The following is a 16,818-nucleotide window of genomic DNA, read 5'->3' as shown; positions in this document are numbered from 1 at the left end:
GTCAGACCATCGTGTCCGCGGGCGGGAGGCCGAACTCGTTGTTGCCGAAGATCAGGTACGCGCGCTCGGGATCGTTGGCGGCATGCACCCGACCGGCGTGCGCATCGCGCCAGAACCGTTGCAGCGGAGCGCTGTTGGCGAGTGCGGTGGCGCCGGCCGACTCGAAGAGCCGGTCGATCGAGGCGATCGCGCGGCCGGTGGCACGCACCTGATCCCGACGGGCGCGGGCGCGCAACTCGAACGGGATCTCCTTGCCTTCGGTGAGCAACGCGTACTCGTCACCGACATTGCCGATCAGCTGACGCCACGCGGCGTCGATGTCGCTGGCGGCCTCGGCGATACGGACCTTGGCGAACGGATCGTCCTTGCCCTTCTCGCCGGCGAACGCCGCGCGCACCCGCTTGCCCTGATGCTCGACGTGCGCGTCGTAGGCGCCGTAGGCCATGCCGACGATCGGCGCCGAGATGGTGGTGGGATGCACTGTGCCCCAGGGCATCTTGTACACCGGAGCGGTGTTGGTCTGATAGCCGCCAGCGGTGCCGTCGTTCATCGACTTGTAGGACAGGAACCGGTGCCGGGGCACGAACACGTCCTTGACGACGACGGTATTGCTGCCGGTGCCGCGCAGGCCGACCACGTGCCACACGTCGTCGATCGTGTACTCGGTGCGCGGGATCAGGAAGCTGCCGAAATCGACCGGCCTGCCGTCCTTGATCACCGGGCCACCGAGGAACGCCCAGGTGGCGTGGTCACAGCCCGAGGACCAGTTCCACGCGCCGTTGACGAGGTAGCCGTCGCCGGACTCGGTCACCACACCCGCACCCATCGGCGCGTACGAGGAGGACACCCGGACCGTCGGGTCCTCGCCCCACACGTCTTCTTGCGCCTGCTGGTCGAACAGCGCCAGGTGCCAGTTGTGCACACCGATGATCGAGCTGACCCAGCCGGTCGAGCCACACGCACTCGCAATACGTCGCACGGCCTCGTAGAAGACCGTCGGATCGCATTGCAGACCGCCCCACTGCTCGGGCTGCAGCAGCTTGAAGAAGCCGACCTCGTCGAGTGCCTTGATGGACTCATCGGGGATCTTGCGCAGATCCTCGGTGGCCTGAGCACGCTCGCGCAGTTGCGGCAACAACTCGTCGATGCCGGCCAGGACCGCCTGCACGTCACGCTGTTCAATGGACGTCACTGAATGCCTCCCAAGAATCGCTTAGTCAGAGATTAGAACACGTTACGATTTGTGTCGAGTAGCGTGTTCATACAGCGGCTGGACCTGGGCAAGTAGGTTTTTGTAACCTGTTCTAGTTATGGCCGAATTGACGAGTAGAGAGGGCCACCGCCCGTGACCGATGAGCCACTGGGTAGCCACGTGCTCGAACTGCAGGTGGCTGCGGTCGTCGAGGAGACGCCCGACGCCCGCTCTCTGGTGTTCACCGTGCCCGAGGGTTCGACCATTCCCGCCGAGCGGTTGCGCTACTCCCCCGGCCAGTTCCTGACGCTTCGGGTACCCAGCGACCGCACCGGCTCGGTGGCCCGCTGCTACTCGCTGTCGAGTTCCCCGGTCACCGACGACCAACTCACCGTCACGGTCAAGCGCACCGCCGACGGTTATGCGTCGAACTGGCTGTGCGACAACGCGCACGCCGGCATGCGGATGCACGTGCTCGCACCGTCGGGCACGTTCGTGCCGAAGAACCTCGACACCGATTTCCTGTTGCTCGCCGCGGGCAGCGGCATCACCCCGATGATGGCCATCTGCAAGTCGGCACTGGCCGAAGGCAGCGGCAACGTCGTGCTGATCTACGCCAACCGCGACGAGAACTCGGTGATCTTCGCGGCCACACTGCGCGACCTGGCCGCCAAGTACCCGGACCGGCTGACCGTCATCCACTGGCTGGAGACCGTGCAGGGGCTGCCGAGCGCCCCCGCACTGGCCGGTTTGACCGCACCGTTCGCCGGCCACGACGCGTTCATCTGCGGGCCGGGACCGTTCATGGCCGCGGCCCAGGAGGCGCTGCGCCAGGCAGGCACGGCCGACGAGCGTATTCACATCGAGGTGTTCAAGTCGCTGGAGTCCGACCCGTTCGCCGCGGTGGTGATCGAAGAAGACGAGGACAGCGACAAGGGGCCGGCCACCGCCGTCGTCACCCTGGACGGTACGACGCATGAAATCCGTTGGCCGCGTTCGGCAAAACTGCTCGACGTACTCCTCGACAAAGGGCTCGACGCGCCGTTCTCGTGCCGCGAAGGACACTGCGGTGCGTGCGCCGTGCTGAAGAAGTCGGGCGAGGTCGAGATGGAGATCAACGACGTACTCGAACCCTCCGACCTCGAGGAGGGTTTGATCCTCGGGTGCCAGGCCACCCCGGCGTCGGATTCCGTCGAAGTCACCTACGACGAATAGCGTGCGGGCTAACATTCGCCGGACCGGAGGGAGAGCCGTGAAGAGGATTCTTGGGGTGCTGGCGGTGTCCGCGGCGGCGGCCGCACTCACGGCCCCGGCCGTCGCCGACGCAGCGGTCAACACTGCGGTGACCTCGATACCGACACCAAGCGGCCTCCTGGAAATGCACGCCACGGCCGACTGCGCCGGCGATCGCTGCAGGTTCAACACCCAGGCCAACCTGCTGGGCCCCAACGGCCCCATCGGGCTTCCCGGCGATACGTGGGCTCGGCAGACCATCACGCTGCGTAGCACCGACCGCAGTGTGTGGCAGGAAGCGTCCTACAGCGCACCGTCCGGTTCGCCGCGAGAGCTGCACAAGGGGGCCAACAACAACAACGTGTTGTCGCGGATGCTGAAGGCCACCAACAACGTCGAGATCTCGGTGACCTACTTCGGCGGCGGCCCCATCGAGCGCTTCCGAGTCGACGGCGATTCGCAACCGATCGACTGGCGCACCGGCCAACCTGACCGGGAGGCCGACTTCATCGCGTGCACCCAGATCCAGATTGTGTCCAGCGGGTGGAACCTCACGACGCCGACTGCCTGCGCCCAGACCAACTTCGGCTGAGCGCAGGCATCGCAGCGTCAGCGCGGCAGGCCCAGCAACCGCTCCCCAGCCAGGGTCAACAGGATCTGCTCGGTGCCGCCGGCGATCGTCAGGCAGCGGGTATTGAGGAAGTCGTGCACCTCCTGGTTGGCCACCACACCGCCGCCCGCGGACAGCTCCATCCGGAATTCCGACAGCGCTTGCCGGTAGCGCACGCCGATGAGCTTGCGGGCACTGGCCTGCGCACCGGGGTCCTGGCCGCCGACCGCGAGCTGTGCGATGCGCTGATCGAGCAGTGAACCCACCTGAGCCGCGAGGATCAGGCTGCCCAGACGATCCTCATCGGCCGGGTCGACGTCGATCTCGCTGACGGTACGCAGCAGTTCTTCCATCGGATTGCCCAGTGCCGTACCGCCTGCCATCGCGACGCGTTCGTTGGCCAGCGTGGTGCGCGCCAACCGCCAGCCGTCGTTGACGGTGCCGACCACCATCTCGTCGGGCACGAAGACGTCGTCGAAGAACACTTCGTTGAACAGCTCGTCGCCGGTGATCTCGCGCAGCGGCCGGATCACGATGCCCGGCGATTTCATGTCGACGAGGAAGTACGTGATGCCCTTGTGCTTTGGCGCATCGGCATCGGTGCGGGCCAAACACACGCCCCAGTGCGCCTTCTGGGCCGCAGAGGTCCACACCTTCTGTCCCGTGAGCTTCCAACCGCCCTCGGTACGAACGGCTTTGGTACGCAACGCGGCCAGATCGGAGCCCGCGCCCGGCTCGGAGAACAGCTGGCACCAGACCAGGTCACCGCGCAGGGTCGGCGGGACGAACCGGTCGATCTGCTCCGCGCTGCCGTGTTCGAGAATCGTGGGCACCGCCCACCAGCCGATGACCAGATCGGGGCGCTCGACCTTCGCCGCGGCGAGCTCCTGGTCGATCAGCAACTGCTCGGCAGGTGATGCGTTGCGGCCGTAGGGCTTCGGCCAATGCGGCGCCTGCAGGCCAGATTCCGCGAGCGCGATCTGTCGCTTCTCCACGGGCTGCGCGGCCACCTCGGCGACCGCGGCGCTGATCTCGGGACGCAGATCCGCGACCGACTCCAGATCGATCGTCAACTCACGGCGCACACCCTGCCGCGTCAGGCCTGCGACACGGCGCACCCACCGGCGTTGCCCACCCAGGAAATGCGCGATGCCGTATGCGCGCCGGAGATACAGGTGCGCGTCGTGCTCCCATGTGATGCCGATACCGCCGAGCACCTGAATGCAGTCTTTGGCATTGGCTTTCGCGGCGTCGACACCGGTGGCAGCGGCGACCGCGGCGGCAACCGACAGCTGAGGGTCGTCGGATTCGCCTGCGGCGCGGGCCGCGTCGGCCGCGGCGACCGAGATCTGCTCGGACCGCAACAGCATTTCGGCGCACATGTGCTTGATCGCCTGGAAGCTGCCGATCGGCTTGCCGAACTGCTCGCGGACCTTCGCGTATTCGGTGGCGGTGTGCAACGTCCACCTGGCCAGACCGGCTGCCTCGGCGGCGAACACGGTCGCCGCGGCGTCGTCGAATCGCTGCCGCGACACCGCGAGCACCTCGACGGGCGCCGAGTCCAGGACCACACGGGCCAACGGGACGGAGAAATCGGTTGCCGCGATGTGCTCGATGGTCACACCCTCGGCACCTGCGTCGACCAACAACACCTGGTCTCCTGCCGGCAACAGCAGCACGCCTGCCGCGTCGGCTCCCAGGACGTGCTCGACGGTTCCCGACACCCGGCCGCCGGCGACCTCGACCGACGCGGCGAGCGCCGCGCCCGCGGTGCGCTCCCCTGACATCAGGGCATCCAGCAGCGCGGCATCGGTGACGAGCAGGGTGGCCAGCGCCGTCGTCGCGACCGGCCCGGGCACCAGGGCCGCAGCGGCTTCGTCGACCATCGCGCACAGATCCTCGACGGTGCCGCCGGCGCCGCCGCGGTCCTCCGGGACGGCGACGCTGAAGATCCCTAGTTCGGCGAGGCCCCGGTACGCCGCCCGCCAGGCCTGCGGATCGTGTTCCATCTCACGTACCGCGGCCACCGTGCCGGCTGCCGCGGCCCAGCTTCTCACCAGCTCGCGGGCGGCAAACTGCTCGTCGGTAATCGTGGCTGACACCGTCAACTCCTAGCCGTAGTGCGAGAAGTCCGTGCTTCCCACTAGAACGTGTTCTAATGGTGACAGTGTTCGACCGTCAAGTCGACCCGAGTTATAGCAGGACACGTCCGTGTCTTTACCGGCCCGGAGGTGAGAAAAAGGAGATCGGCGTGCGTATCGTTTTCGATGAGGTACGCAGTAGAAGGAGTCGCCAACCCCATGGCCGGAGTGTCACAGCCAGCGCGCGACGAGCCAACCGGCTCGGACACGCGACCACGTGAGGTGACGAACGTGTCGGTCCTCGCCGAGTCCGAGCTCGGTTCCGAAGCGCAGCGCGAACGCCGCAAGCGCATCCTCGACGCCACGCTGGCCATCGCGTCCAAGGGCGGGTACGAGGCGGTGCAGATGCGCGCCGTCGCCGAGCGCGCCGATGTCGCCGTCGGCACGCTGTACCGCTACTTCCCGTCGAAGGTGCACCTGCTGGTTTCCGCGCTCGGCCGCGAGTTCGAACGCATCGACGCCAAGACCGACCGCGCGTCGCTGGCCGGTGGTACGCCGTATCAGCGGCTGAACTTCATGGTCGGCAAGCTCAACCGGGCGATGCAGCGCAACCCGCTGCTCACCGAGGCCATGACGCGTGCGTTCGTGTTCGCCGACGCATCGGCAGCAGGCGAGGTCGATCATGTCGGCAAGCTGATGGACTCGATGTTCGCGCGCGCGATGAGCGATGGCGAACCGACCGAGGACCAATACCACATCGCCAGGGTCATCTCCGACGTGTGGCTGTCCAACCTGTTGGCATGGCTGACCCGGCGCGCCTCGGCGACCGACGTGAGCAAGCGACTCGACCTCGCCGTGCGGCTGCTGATCGGCGCAGAGGACCAACCTAAGATCTAGCGGGTGAGCGACCTACCGGCCGACCTGTTGCAAGTTCTGTCCGAGGCGGCGGGGGCCACGCGGCTTTTGGTCACGTCCGACTTCGACGGCACCCTCGCACCGATCGTCAACAATCCCGGCGACGCCCGCCCGTTGGCCGATGCCGCCGATTCGCTTGTCGCGCTGTCCGAATGTCCCGACACCGCGGCTGCGCTGATTTCCGGCCGGGCGTTGACGGTCCTGCGCGAGTTGTCCGGGATGCCGCCGACCGTGCACCTCGTCGGCAGTCACGGAGCCGAATTCACCTCGGGCTTCACGCATGACATCGATCGCGACCTGCTGGACCGCATCACCGCCGAGCTGAACGCGATCGCCGCCGATCGGCCCGGTGTCACGGTCGAAACCAAACCGGCCAGTGTCGCGCTGCACGTGCGCAACGCCTCGTCCGACGACGCCGATGCCGCCCTCGCGGCGGCGCGTGACGCCTCGACGGCCTGGGCCGCACAACTCACCGAGGGCAAGGCGGTCCTCGAGTTCGCGGTCATCCAGACCGACAAGGGCGAGGCTGTCGACATCCTGCGTGATCAGGAAAACGCCTCGGCGGTAGTGTTTTTCGGTGACGACGTCACCGACGAGAAGGCGTTTCGGCGGATGCGGGACGGCGATGTCGGGGTCAAGGTCGGGCCGGGTGACACGCTGGCGGCATACCGGGTCCGGACGCCAGAAGATGTTGCCGCAGCGCTGAAGTACCTGCTGGAAACCCGCCGCGCACGGTGCTGACCGCCGACCAGCTCGCCGACCGCACGGCCCGGGCGGTCGCCGCCGCGACCGCCGCAGGAACCGAACTCGGACTCGACATCGACGAACCCCGCGTGCTCTACGACGTGTTCTCCGTCATCGTGCATCTCGCGCCGTCTCCCGTTGTCGCGCGCGTGCCCACGGTCCTGCCGCGTTCGCTCGTCGCAGATCCGGATCGGCAGACGGCACAGCAGAAATCGGAGTTGGCCGTCACGGGTTGGCTCGCCGACCGTGAGCTTCCCGTCGTACCGCCGAGTCCGCTCGTGCCCTGCGAACCCGTTCGGCGCGACGGGTTCTCGATGACGTTCTGGCAGTTGGTCGAGCAGCTCCCGGACGCCGAGCCGGATTGGGACAGCCGCTTGCGACAGACCGCACGACTGCACGCGGCGCTGCGCGACTACGACGGACCGCTCAGCTTCTGGGCGCCGTTCGGCACCTACATCCCCCAGGGCCTGGCCGAGCTACAGGGCCTGCCCGAACTGATCTCCGGCGCCGACCTCGAACGGGCACAGCGGGAGTGGGCCGTCCTCGCGCCGGTGCTGACGTCTCGCGCGGCTTTCGAATCAGCCTTTCCGGGTGTCGACCTTCAGCCGATCCACGGTGACGCGCCGTACTACAACATGATCGCCACGCCCGACGGCGAACTGTGGTCGGACTTCGAACTCGTCACGATCGGCGCCGTCGAATCCGATCTCGCCATGATCGACGCCGAAGGCATCGCCAGTTACGACGCGGCCGCGACCGAGCTGGGGCTGCGTCCGATCGACGAGCGGGTGCTGCGCGTCACGGAGGCCGCAGGACGTCTCGCGACGATCGCGGCCCTCGCGATGGCACCGGAACTGCCCATGCTCACCGAGCATCTGACGCCGGTGATCGACGCCTGGCGGGACACCCCGCCGGTGACCGAACTCTAGGCCGGCTGGCCCGACGTGCGCCCGCGCACGACCTCGGTGTCCAGCACGTCGATCACCGGCAACCCCGACCGCGGCGGGTTGTGCAGCAACTGTCCAGCGCGGCGGCCCTTTTCGACGCTGGACTGCACGACCGTGGTGAGGCCACGCCGCAACGCCTCCGGCACGCCGTCGAATCCGGTGACCGTCATCTGGCCCGGCACATAGATCCCGCGCGATCGCAGGTAATCCATCGCCGACAGCGCCAGTACGTCGGCCGTGCACATCAGCGCGGTGATACGCGGATTGGCTTCCAGCGCCACCTCGGCGGCCGCCCCACCCGATGTCGGCAGATGCTCGTAACTCTCGACGACGGTCAGCGACGCGGGTGCCAAGCCGGCCGCCACCATCGCGTCGTACACACCGTGAATGCGCTCGCGCTGCACGTGGAAGTGCGGGGACAGCACGCGTTCGGGGTCCGCCAGCGCGGGTTTCGGGCTGCCGTGCGGCCAATCTCGACCCAACCGCATCGTCAGCAGACCGATGTCGCGATGGCCGAGCTCGAGCACATACTCGGCCAGTTTCCGCATGCCGCCGCGATCGTCGATGCCGATCCGGGACACCCCGGGCACATCCTTGGGCTGGTCGACGACCACAACGGGCAGATGCCGCTGCCGCACGACAGGCAGATAGGGATCGTCGTCGGAGGCCGAGTACACCACGAAACCGTCGACCCCGGCCGACAACACCGCCGCCGAGCCGTCCTCGAAACTCCGGTTCGGGCCGACCGCCACCAAGAGCAGCCCCTGGCCGGCCTCTTCACATGATTCGGCAAGGCCCGCAACGAAATCGAGCGCCGCCGGATCGCTGAAGGAGTAATTGAGCGGTTCGGTGATCATCAGCCCCACGGCGCCGGCCTTACGGGTGCGCAGCGACCGCGCCACCGGGTCAGGGCCCGGGTAGCCGAGCCGCTTGGCGGCGTCGAAGATCCGCTCACGCAGATCGGCCGAAAGCTGATCCGGCCGGTTGTACGCGTTCGAGATCGTGGTCCGCGAAACCTTCAGTTCGGCCGCCAACGAGGCCAGGGTGGCCCGACGAGGCGGGTCGGGACTCCTGGACATGCTCTCTGAGGCTAGTGGATGGATCCCATCGCCGACCGCGTGGCACGCTGAGCCGCCCACACCGCAAGCCAGAACACGCATGCGATCGTCACGATGACGAAGCTCGGCGGCATGTTGAAGATCGCGGACACCGCGAGCCCCGCCCACACCGAGACCAGGCTGATTCCGGTGGAGATCGCCATCGCCGCCAAGGGCTGGGCGGTGAGCATGATCGCGGTCGCGGCCGGGGTGACGACGAGGGCGAACAGCAGCAGGGTGCCGACGGCCTGCACGGCCATGGTCACCGCAACCCCGAGCAGCGCCATGAACAACACCGAAAGCGCCCGCACCGGCACGCCCTTGGCCTCGGCCACCTGAGCATTGACCGAGGCGAACAGCAACGGGCGATAGACCAGCACAACCGTCGCGGCCAGCAGCACCAGGAGCGCGGTGAACGTCAGCAGCTGCTGGTGGGTGATCGCGAGGAGGTTGCCGAACAGCACGTTGGTCAGCGTCGACGAGTTCTTTGTCGCCAGCGAGTTGAAAAACAAGCCGAAGCCCGTGGCCAGGGCCAGGACGGTTCCCGTGGCCACCTCGCGGTCGTCGGCCCGCTTCCCCAGGGCGCCGATGACGAGGGCCCCGCCGATACAGAACACGCCGAGCCCGAGGACGACCGGAAGGCCCAGCAGCGCCGCACCGGTGGCTCCGGGCAGGCCGATGTGGGCGAGCGCGTGTGCGGCGAATGCGGTGTTGCGCACGATGATGAAGTAGCCGATCAAGCCGGCCGCGAGCGCGACGAGCGTGCCGCCGATCAGCGCATTGCGCATGAAGGCCGACGTCAGGATCTGCCACCAGTTGTGCTGATAGCCCAGCGCGAGATTGCTCTGGGCGAGCACGTATGTCGGCATCACCCACCGCTCCTCATGTACATCTGCCCCTGCAACGTGTTGGCCACCTGCACCTTGGTGCCGTACAGGTGGGTCAGCAGATCAGCATCCACCACTTCGTCGATCGCGGCGTGGTGGGCATGCCCGTCGAGCAGATAGATGGCGCTGTCGAGCACCGCGAGCAAGGGGTTGAGGTCGTGGGCGACCACCACGATCGTGATGCCGAGTTCGTTGTTCAGCCGGGCCAGCAGCTGCACGATCTCATGCTGGTTGCGAAGGTCGAGCGCGGCCAGCGGCTCGTCGAGGATGAGCAGCTTGGGATGCCCCACAAGGGCATTCGCCAGCGCCACGCGTTGCCGCTGACCGCCCGACAGCTGCGAGACCCGCATGTCGGCGAACTCCGTGGCCTCGACCCACTCCAACGCCTCGGCGACGCGTTCCTTGTCGGAGCGGGTGGTGCGGCTGAAGCCCCAGCGGCGCCCGGTGAGGCCGAGGGTGACCGCGTCGCGGGCACGGATGGCCTCCCCGGCACCGGCGACATAGTCCTGCGGAACGTAACCGATCAGGTCGTTGCGTTCGCCGGGACGGCTGCCGAGCACGCGCACCGAGCCCGATGCGACGGGCAACAGCCCGAGCACCACCTGCAGCATCGTCGACTTACCTGATCCGTTGGAACCGATCAGTGCGACGATTCCGCCTGCCGGGATCTCGAACGTGCCCTCCGACCAGATCAGGCGTCCGCCCCGGACCACGCTGACGTCGTCGAAGACCAGCGCGGGTTCCGATTCAGTGTTACGACTGGACACCAAGGGCCTTGGCGAGCGAGGTGAGTTGGTCCACCTGCCAAGCCTCGAACGAATCGGTTCCCGGCGCCACTGTTTCCGTCACATCGACGACGGGAACACCGGCGGCTTCCGCCGCGGACCGGATCTGCTGCGGCACCGAGCCCTCGGTCTGCGTGTTGTAGATCAACACGTCGACACCCTTGTCGGCCAGCAGGCGCAGGAAAGCGTCGAGATCGGCAGGCGACGGGTCGCTTTCGTTGGACGAGGCCACCTGGTAGCCCTCCGGCGTGCGATTGACCAGTCCGACCGCGGCGGCCATGTCGTCGAACACCGCCTCGGTGGCCGCGTAGGTCTTGCCGGATGCGTTCGTCTTGATGTCGTCGATCAGCTGGTTGTACGGCTTCATCGAGTCGGTGAACGCCGTACGCCGCTGCGCGAAGTAATCCTTTGCGTCCGGCGCCAATTCACCGAGCTTCGCGGTCACGGCATCGGCGACGGAGGTCACCGCCGCCGGGCTGTACCAGGCGTGGGGGTTGGTCCCCTCGCCATGGTCGTGGCCCTCTTCCTCATGGCCGTGGTCGTGAGTCTCGCCTTCGTGGGCCCCGGCGTCCTCGATCGCCGCGACGATCGGGGCGTTCGGAGCGGAGCTTTCGGCGAGCTTGGCGGCCCACTCGTCGTAGTGGCCGCCGTTGATCACCACGAGCTGGGCACCCTCGAATTTCGCCGCGTCCGACGGGGACGGCTCGAAGTCGTGCGGGTCGACCGAGGAGCCCGCGAGCACCGTCGTCACCTTCGCGCAGGCCCCGCCGAGCTCCGAAACGATGTCGCCCCATTGGTCGACGCTGACCACCACGTCGACCGGGGTGGTCGGACAGTCGCCGGCCGGCTCGGCGGTCGAGGTTTCGTCGGAGCCGCAGGCGGCGAGTGCAAGAGGCGCGACAAGGACGAGGCCGGCGGCCAGAGTGCGCAGGTTGAGGGGCGACATCACGCCGATAACGATAACCGTTTGCATTATTTGACGCACATCCGCATGATCCTTATTGAAAATCATTGTCGATAAGGAGCGCGATGCCCGACCTGCTGCCCGTCACCGTCCTCTCCGGGTTTCTCGGCGCGGGCAAGACGACTCTGCTCAACCACATCCTCGCCAACCGTGACGGCAAGCGCGTCGCGGTGATCGTCAACGACATGAGCGAGGTCAACATCGACGCCGCCCTCATCGCGGGGCAAGGCCACCTCGACCGCACCGAGGAGAAACTCGTCGAGCTCACGAACGGCTGCATCTGCTGCACCCTGCGCGAGGATCTGGTCGAGGCGGTCAGCGCACTGGCTCGCCAGAACCGGTTCGACCAGCTCGTCATCGAGTCGACCGGAATCTCCGAGCCCATGCCCGTCGCGGCGACGTTCAGCTGGGAGTTCGAGGACGGCTTCAGCCTCGGGGCGCTCGCCCGGTTGGACACACTCGTGACGGTGGTCGACGCATCGACGTTCCTCACCGAACTGGCGCGCGGTGAGGCGCTCGCCGAACGCGAGATGACGGCCGGGCCCGGCGACGCCCGCAGCGTGGCCGACCTGCTCGTGGATCAGGTGGAGTTCGCCGACGTCATCCTGCTCAACAAGACCGATCTGGTGACCGCCGAACGTCTCGGCGCCGTCGAAGCCGTGGTGCGCCGGCTCAATCCCACGGCTCGGCTGCTCCACACCGACCATGGTGTGGTCGCTCTCGACGAGGTACTCGACACCGGCAGGTTCGATCCGATCGCCGCGGCCGAGGCCCCGGGCTGGGACGAGGAGATCGCCGTCGGCCATACTCCCGAGACCGAGGAATACGGCATCGGGTCGATGACGTTCCGCGCCGACCGCCCATTCCATCCGCACCGCCTGGCCGAGGTGCTCGACAACGTGCGAGGCCTGTTGCGCAGCAAGGGTTTCTGCTGGATCGCGACACGGCCGTCGATCGCCGCGATCTGGTCGCAGGCCGGCCCCAACCTGGTCATCGAGCCGGCCCAGTTCTGGTCGTCGACCGAGTTCGAACCGAGCCAGGAGATCGTGTTCATCGGAATTCGCATCGACCATGACCGGCTCGACGCACAGTTGCAATCAGCGCTGCTGACCGACGCGGAGCTCGCTGCGGGAGAACAGGCCTGGCTGCGCTACCCCGATCCGCTGCCGGCGTGGAACGTCACGCACAGTCACTCGCATTGAGGCTGCGCAACGCCGAATGGCCACTTTTGACACGGGACTTCGATGTACGCGTGTCAGAAGTGGCCACTCGACGTTGTGACGCTAGTGTTCGTGGCCGACCGCGCCACTGAGCTCGTTCGGCGTCTGCTCCAACGTCACCGACTTCGTCACCTCACCCGATTCCACATCGACGAGATGCAGTTCCTTCGTCGCCGGCTCGGTGACGTAGACGTCGTGGCCCCGGGTGAACACAGTCGGCCGGGGCTGCTGCCAGTCGTCGGGTTCGGTCCACTGCTCGGTCACCGCAATGGTTTTGGTGGTATCCCCGGTATTCGGGTCGATGACGTACAACTTGCCATCGGTGCCGAGGATCAACGCTTCGGCATGTGGCCCGCGCGCCAGCGACCGGAACGAGTAGCTGACCGACTGCGGCAGCGTGACAAGGCGAAGCTGGTTGGTGGTGGTGTCGATGAGCGCGAACTGGTTGGGCCGTTCCAGCTCCGCGTCGGGATCGACCTTGAAGTCGCCGAGCGCCACCGGCGACTCCTCATGCCCGCGCAGGTTGCCCACCCTGCCGTACTCACCCGGTGCCGCGATCTTCGTGAACGCGCGGTCCGAGTACGTCAACACCCCGTTCTCGCAACCGAGTACGACGGTTTCCCCCTCGACGACCGTTTCTCCGTGCAAGCCGGGGCACTCGGTGTTGCGCGCGATCTCGGCCTGTCCGGAATCGAAGGCCACGGCGCCCGTGCGCTCATCGGGGTCTCCCTCACTGCGCACCCAGCTGCCGTCGGACAGCACGACCGCCACCCCGTGATGCGGCTTGGTCGACTTGAGTGTCTGGGTCTCGGGCTTGCCACCCTCCAGCTCGTGGGGGTCGAACACGGTGATGTCGCCCGATCCGTCGGCGAACAACGCGGTGCGCTCGCCGTGCGGTACGACGTGGCCGGGCTCGCTCGCCTCGAACGTGGTGTCGGTCAGTTGGCCTGCCGACGCGTCGAGCACCCGGAAGCCCTGGTCGGTCGACACCAGCACGTGTGCGTCGTCACCGGCCGGGTTGACGCGCAGGAATCCTTCCAACGGGATCGTCGACTTGACCTCGAGGTTGTCACCGTCGAGCACGTACAGGCCACCGTCGTAGGTGACCACGAGCGGCTCGACGATCGGCTCACTGGGCGCGTCGGCGGCGTCGGTTTGGCCGCCGCTTCCGCACCCGGCCAGCGCCGCGGCGAGAAAGAGTCCGCCGACTGCGGCGAGTGGTTTTTGCATCCGTTCTCCTTGATCGGTCAATTCAGTTGTTTGACAATGGTTTCGGTGTTGGCGCGCATCATGCCGAGGTACGTGTCGGCCGGGCTGCCCGGTTCGCTCAGCGATTCGCTGTAGAGCGATACGACGTTGACCTGCATGCCGGCCTGTTCGGCGAGGACGCGCGCCAGGCGGTCGGGCTGCGATGAGTCGACGAAGATCGCCGGTACTCCCGCGGTGCGGATCGCGCCGGCCAGCGACTCGAGATCCGATGCGCTCGGCGACGCGAGCGTGGTGCCGCTGGGGATGACCGCGCCGATCACCGTGAAGCCGAAGCGGTCTGCCAGGTAGCCCAGCACGTGGTGGTTGGTGACGAGCTTGCGCCGCTCGGCGGGAATCGCCGCGAACTGTTCGGTCATCGAGTCCGACAGCGCGGTGAGTTCGTCGCGGTACCGCGCCGCGTTGGCGGTGATTGCCGCACCGTCGATTCCGGGCAGCTCGGCAACGCGGTCGGCTATTGCATCGACCGCAAGCACCATGCGCTGCGGATCGGTCCAGAAATGCGGGTCGGGGCCGCTGTGTTCGGATTCCGAGAACTGCAGCGGTTCGACGTGTTCACCGACCGCCAACGTGGGGACACCGTTCTCGGCTGCCGCGTCGACATGGCGCTGCATGGACTCTTCGAGGCCAAGGCCGTTGTAGACGATCAGATCCGAACTGTTGAGCTGAGCCGCGTCCGCCGCCGACAGGCTTGATGAATGCGGATCGGCGTTGGGCTTCATCAGCACTTTCACGTCGGCAGCTTCTCCGACGACCTGCCGCACGACATCCCCGAGAATGGTTGTGGTGACGGCGATTTCCGGACGCCCGCCCGCTGAGTCCGGCGTGCTGCAGGCCCCCAGCAGGAACGCGAACAGACATATCGCGACCGTCATCCATCGCCGGATCATCGCCCGGTCTCCACCATGAATCCCGGCGCGATGGACGTTTTCAAAGTTCGCGCCAACCTGAGCCCGTCCCCGTAATCGACCTCGTAGACCACCCGCGCCGCGGCATCGTTGATGTATGCCCGGTCGGCGTCGACCTCGATTACCGGGCTGGGCCCAGCGGATGGCACCGGGCCACTGAAAAGCGGGACAGTTGCCGTTTGCGTACCGGTTTTCGTATCGAACTGGCGCAGTTCACCGTCGGCGGTGAGTACCAGGACCGAATCTCCCGAGACCGCGTTGGCCGCGATCGCACCGGGCACCCGCACCGACGCCCAGGCACCGCGCCGCCCGTCGAGCACCCACACCTCGTCTGCGGTCACGGCAGCCAAGGTGCTGCCACCGTACCGGTACGACAACCGACCGAGTTTCGTTGCAGGATGCGCATTTCCGAACGGCATCGGGTCGGCCGTCAGTTTCCCGGCTCGTTTCGCGATCCGCACGGCGCCGTCGGCGCAGCCGAAGACCAGCGCGCCGCCGACCATCGAGGCGCCCGTGGCGTCGGGACACTGCCCGAGGGGCTGCGCCGTGCCGTCGGTACCCACGGCACTGATGACACCGGCACGGGTCACCGTCACGAGTTCCTCTCCGAGCGGAGCGATCTCGGCAATATCACGCAGCGGGCCGAATCCGTCGACCGTGGTCACCCGATGCTCACCGAGTGCGTCGCGATCGAGCACGTCGACGGTGCCGTCGTCGCGGCGCAGCACGGTGAGGGTGCGCTGACCGACGGCATCGGCGAACCGGCCGTCGAGGTGACCTGCGAGACCTGCCGGTTCGACGTAGTAGTGCGAATGGTCGCCGTGGTCGAACGTCCACGAACCGCCGTCGACGACGGTGGTCGCGTCCGCACCGCGCAGGTAGGCGAACCGTCCGTCGCCGCTGATGCCGTCGGTCCTGCCGAACTCGCCCAGTGCGGTCTCGGTCTCCTCGGCGGCGTCGAACACCACGGTGGCACCGGTGTCCGGTTCGACCAACACCAGCCGCGTCACCGGATCCTTGCTCTCTTGGGCGTCGATTCCGGTGTCGTCGTGCGCCGCCGAAGTCGTTGACGCAGTGCGGGTTTCCGGTGATCCGCAACCGGCGAGCAGCAGGACGCCCATCATCAGCGCCAGGACCGCCCTCATGCCGTCACCCGCTGAAAGACCGCTGCGGCGATCACCGAGCAGAAGAACATTCCGACCGCGACGGCGGCGATGCTGGCCCCGCCCGCGGTGGCGGCGTGCCAGGACACCAGCAGGCCGAGCCACACCGACACCACACCGATGCCGGCGGCCAGCACCATGATCCGGCCGATCGAGTGGGCCCACAGCGTCGCCGCTGCCGGCGGGGCCACGAGCAGACCCAGCACCAGCAGCGTGCCGACGACGTGGAACGACGCGACGATCGCGACGGCGATCAGGACGGTGAGCGCGATTGCGGCGAGCCGTGGGTTGAGCCGCAGGGTGGCCGCCTTGCGGACGTCGAACGTCGCCGCGACGAAGGCCCGACGGCCGACGAATGCGACCGCGGCGATGAAGGCCAGCGCAGCGCCGAGCACCGCGATGTCGCGTGGCCGCACGCCCAGCACATCACCGAACAGGAAGGCGGTCAGGTCAACGGCGTACGTGCTGGAGTGCGACACCACGATGACGCCGACGGCCAGCATGCCGACCAGCAGCAGACCGATGCTGGTGTCCGAGGAGAACCTGGACGAACGGCTCAGCGCCGCAACACCGTAAGCCATGGCGAGCGCGGCGATCAGCGCGCCGACGAACAGATTCCCGCCGACCGCCGAGGCCAGCGCGACGCCCGGGAGCATCCCGTGCGACATCGCGTCGCCGAGGAACACCGAGCCGCGCAACACGACCCACGTGCCGACGATCGCACACATCAACGCCACCGCGGACCCCGCGATCGCCGCACGCACGACGACCTCGGAGCCGAACGGTGCACCCAACCAGTTCAGCAC

Annotated in this window: 16 protein-coding genes; 6 read left to right on the top strand and 10 right to left on the bottom strand. The window is 67.3% G+C overall.

Annotation, left to right across the window (positions count from 1 at the left end):
• Nucleotide 1: 1 nt before the first annotated feature.
• Nucleotides 2–1,192, bottom strand: coding sequence for a 3-hydroxy-9,10-secoandrosta-1,3,5(10)-triene-9,17-dione monooxygenase oxygenase subunit (gene hsaA, locus ACOI2T_RS03730; protein WP_409502685.1), 1,191 nt, complete (start codon nucleotides 1,190–1,192; stop codon nucleotides 2–4).
• A 153-nt stretch (nucleotides 1,193–1,345) separates the two neighbouring features.
• Between hsaA and ACOI2T_RS03725 the strand changes: the two genes are divergently transcribed.
• Both ACOI2T_RS03725 and ACOI2T_RS03720 read left to right on the top strand, forming a co-directional pair.
• On the top strand, nucleotides 1,346–2,407 hold the full coding sequence (locus ACOI2T_RS03725; protein WP_409502684.1) for a 2Fe-2S iron-sulfur cluster-binding protein: 1,062 nt from the start codon (nucleotides 1,346–1,348) through the stop codon (nucleotides 2,405–2,407).
• Nucleotides 2,408–2,444: 37 nt separating this feature from the next.
• Complete coding sequence (locus tag ACOI2T_RS03720) at nucleotides 2,445–3,017, top strand: hypothetical protein (RefSeq protein ID WP_409502683.1); 573 nt, start codon at nucleotides 2,445–2,447, stop codon at nucleotides 3,015–3,017.
• Between the two features lie 17 nt (nucleotides 3,018–3,034).
• Here the strand turns inward: ACOI2T_RS03720 and ACOI2T_RS03715 are convergent, their stop codons facing one another.
• Nucleotides 3,035–5,137 (bottom strand): acyl-CoA dehydrogenase family protein, encoded by a 2,103-nt coding sequence (locus ACOI2T_RS03715; RefSeq protein ID WP_409502682.1) that lies wholly within the window; start codon nucleotides 5,135–5,137, stop codon nucleotides 3,035–3,037.
• Between the two features lie 198 nt (nucleotides 5,138–5,335).
• On the opposite strand from ACOI2T_RS03715, the gene kstR reads away from it, so the two are divergent.
• From kstR to ACOI2T_RS03700, 3 genes are read left to right on the top strand one after another with little or no spacing between them, the layout of a single operon-like run.
• On the top strand, nucleotides 5,336–6,013 hold the full coding sequence (gene kstR / locus ACOI2T_RS03710; RefSeq protein ID WP_085143349.1) for a cholesterol catabolism transcriptional regulator KstR: 678 nt from the start codon (nucleotides 5,336–5,338) through the stop codon (nucleotides 6,011–6,013).
• 3 nt (nucleotides 6,014–6,016) lie between these two features.
• Nucleotides 6,017–6,772, top strand: a complete 756-nt coding sequence (gene otsB / locus ACOI2T_RS03705; protein ID WP_409502681.1) for a trehalose-phosphatase — start codon at nucleotides 6,017–6,019, stop codon at nucleotides 6,770–6,772.
• Nucleotides 6,766–7,704: a phosphotransferase gene (locus ACOI2T_RS03700; protein ID WP_409502680.1), complete on the top strand. Its 939-nt coding sequence runs from the start codon at nucleotides 6,766–6,768 to the stop codon at nucleotides 7,702–7,704. Before otsB ends, ACOI2T_RS03700 begins: the two co-directional genes overlap by 7 nt.
• On the opposite strand, the gene ACOI2T_RS03695 is transcribed toward ACOI2T_RS03700, so the two are convergent.
• From ACOI2T_RS03695 to ACOI2T_RS03680, 4 genes are read right to left on the bottom strand one after another with little or no spacing between them, the layout of a single operon-like run.
• Nucleotides 7,701–8,801, bottom strand: coding sequence for an Rv3575c family transcriptional regulator (locus ACOI2T_RS03695; RefSeq protein ID WP_067850494.1), 1,101 nt, complete (start codon nucleotides 8,799–8,801; stop codon nucleotides 7,701–7,703). The two genes, ACOI2T_RS03700 and ACOI2T_RS03695, sit on opposite strands and share 4 nt — an antisense overlap.
• Before the next feature lie 11 nt (nucleotides 8,802–8,812).
• Nucleotides 8,813–9,688 (bottom strand): metal ABC transporter permease, encoded by an 876-nt coding sequence (locus ACOI2T_RS03690; RefSeq protein ID WP_409502762.1) that lies wholly within the window; start codon nucleotides 9,686–9,688, stop codon nucleotides 8,813–8,815.
• A complete protein-coding gene (locus tag ACOI2T_RS03685) occupies nucleotides 9,688–10,473 on the bottom strand; it encodes a metal ABC transporter ATP-binding protein (RefSeq protein WP_409502679.1) in 786 nt (261 codons plus the stop codon). The genes ACOI2T_RS03690 and ACOI2T_RS03685 overlap by 1 nt, the downstream gene beginning before the upstream one ends.
• A complete protein-coding gene (locus ACOI2T_RS03680) occupies nucleotides 10,460–11,437 on the bottom strand; it encodes a metal ABC transporter solute-binding protein, Zn/Mn family (protein ID WP_409502761.1) in 978 nt (325 codons plus the stop codon). The genes ACOI2T_RS03685 and ACOI2T_RS03680 overlap by 14 nt, the downstream gene beginning before the upstream one ends.
• Nucleotides 11,438–11,520: 83 nt before the next feature.
• On the opposite strand from ACOI2T_RS03680, the gene ACOI2T_RS03675 reads away from it, so the two are divergent.
• Nucleotides 11,521–12,657 carry a GTP-binding protein gene (locus tag ACOI2T_RS03675; protein WP_409502678.1) on the top strand — a complete coding sequence of 379 codons (1,137 nt, stop codon included), beginning with the start codon at nucleotides 11,521–11,523 and terminating at the stop codon, nucleotides 12,655–12,657.
• Between the two features lie 81 nt (nucleotides 12,658–12,738).
• On the opposite strand, the gene aztD is transcribed toward ACOI2T_RS03675, so the two are convergent.
• From aztD to aztB, 4 genes are read right to left on the bottom strand one after another with little or no spacing between them, the layout of a single operon-like run.
• The gene (gene aztD / locus ACOI2T_RS03670) at nucleotides 12,739–13,905 is read right to left on the bottom strand and encodes a zinc metallochaperone AztD (protein WP_409502677.1); all 1,167 of its coding nucleotides are present in this window, start codon (nucleotides 13,903–13,905) and stop codon (nucleotides 12,739–12,741) included.
• A gap of 17 nt (nucleotides 13,906–13,922) precedes the next feature.
• Nucleotides 13,923–14,831 carry a zinc ABC transporter substrate-binding protein AztC gene (aztC, locus tag ACOI2T_RS03665; RefSeq protein ID WP_409502676.1) on the bottom strand — a complete coding sequence of 303 codons (909 nt, stop codon included), beginning with the start codon at nucleotides 14,829–14,831 and terminating at the stop codon, nucleotides 13,923–13,925.
• Nucleotides 14,828–15,994, bottom strand: coding sequence for an ABC transporter (locus ACOI2T_RS03660; protein WP_409502675.1), 1,167 nt, complete (start codon nucleotides 15,992–15,994; stop codon nucleotides 14,828–14,830). Before ACOI2T_RS03660 ends, aztC begins: the two co-directional genes overlap by 4 nt.
• Nucleotides 15,991–16,818 (bottom strand): zinc ABC transporter permease AztB, encoded by an 828-nt coding sequence (gene aztB, locus ACOI2T_RS03655; RefSeq protein ID WP_409502674.1) that lies wholly within the window; start codon nucleotides 16,816–16,818, stop codon nucleotides 15,991–15,993. The genes ACOI2T_RS03660 and aztB overlap by 4 nt, the downstream gene beginning before the upstream one ends.

It is taken from the genome of Mycolicibacterium wolinskyi str. Jessa 2025 (assembly GCF_049241375.1).
Classification (GTDB): domain Bacteria; phylum Actinomycetota; class Actinomycetes; order Mycobacteriales; family Mycobacteriaceae; genus Mycobacterium; species Mycobacterium wolinskyi.
This window is presented reverse-complemented; position numbering and strand designations above follow the sequence as displayed.

Excerpts from the sequence above, each read along its gene's own strand:
- aztC (WP_409502676.1), bottom strand. The coding sequence starts at position 14,831 with ATGATCCGGCGATGGATGACGGTCGCGATATGTCTGTTCGCGTTCCTG.
- ACOI2T_RS03660 (WP_409502675.1), bottom strand. The coding sequence starts at position 15,994 with ATGAGGGCGGTCCTGGCGCTGATGATGGGCGTCCTGCTGCTCGCCGGT.
- kstR (WP_085143349.1), top strand. The coding sequence starts at position 5,336 with ATGGCCGGAGTGTCACAGCCAGCGCGCGACGAGCCAACCGGCTCGGAC.
- aztD (WP_409502677.1), bottom strand. The coding sequence starts at position 13,905 with ATGCAAAAACCACTCGCCGCAGTCGGCGGACTCTTTCTCGCCGCGGCG.
- ACOI2T_RS03675 (WP_409502678.1), top strand. The coding sequence starts at position 11,521 with ATGCCCGACCTGCTGCCCGTCACCGTCCTCTCCGGGTTTCTCGGCGCG.
- ACOI2T_RS03680 (WP_409502761.1), bottom strand. The coding sequence starts at position 11,437 with ATGTCGCCCCTCAACCTGCGCACTCTGGCCGCCGGCCTCGTCCTTGTC.
- ACOI2T_RS03695 (WP_067850494.1), bottom strand. The coding sequence starts at position 8,801 with ATGTCCAGGAGTCCCGACCCGCCTCGTCGGGCCACCCTGGCCTCGTTG.
- ACOI2T_RS03690 (WP_409502762.1), bottom strand. The coding sequence starts at position 9,688 with ATGCCGACATACGTGCTCGCCCAGAGCAATCTCGCGCTGGGCTATCAG.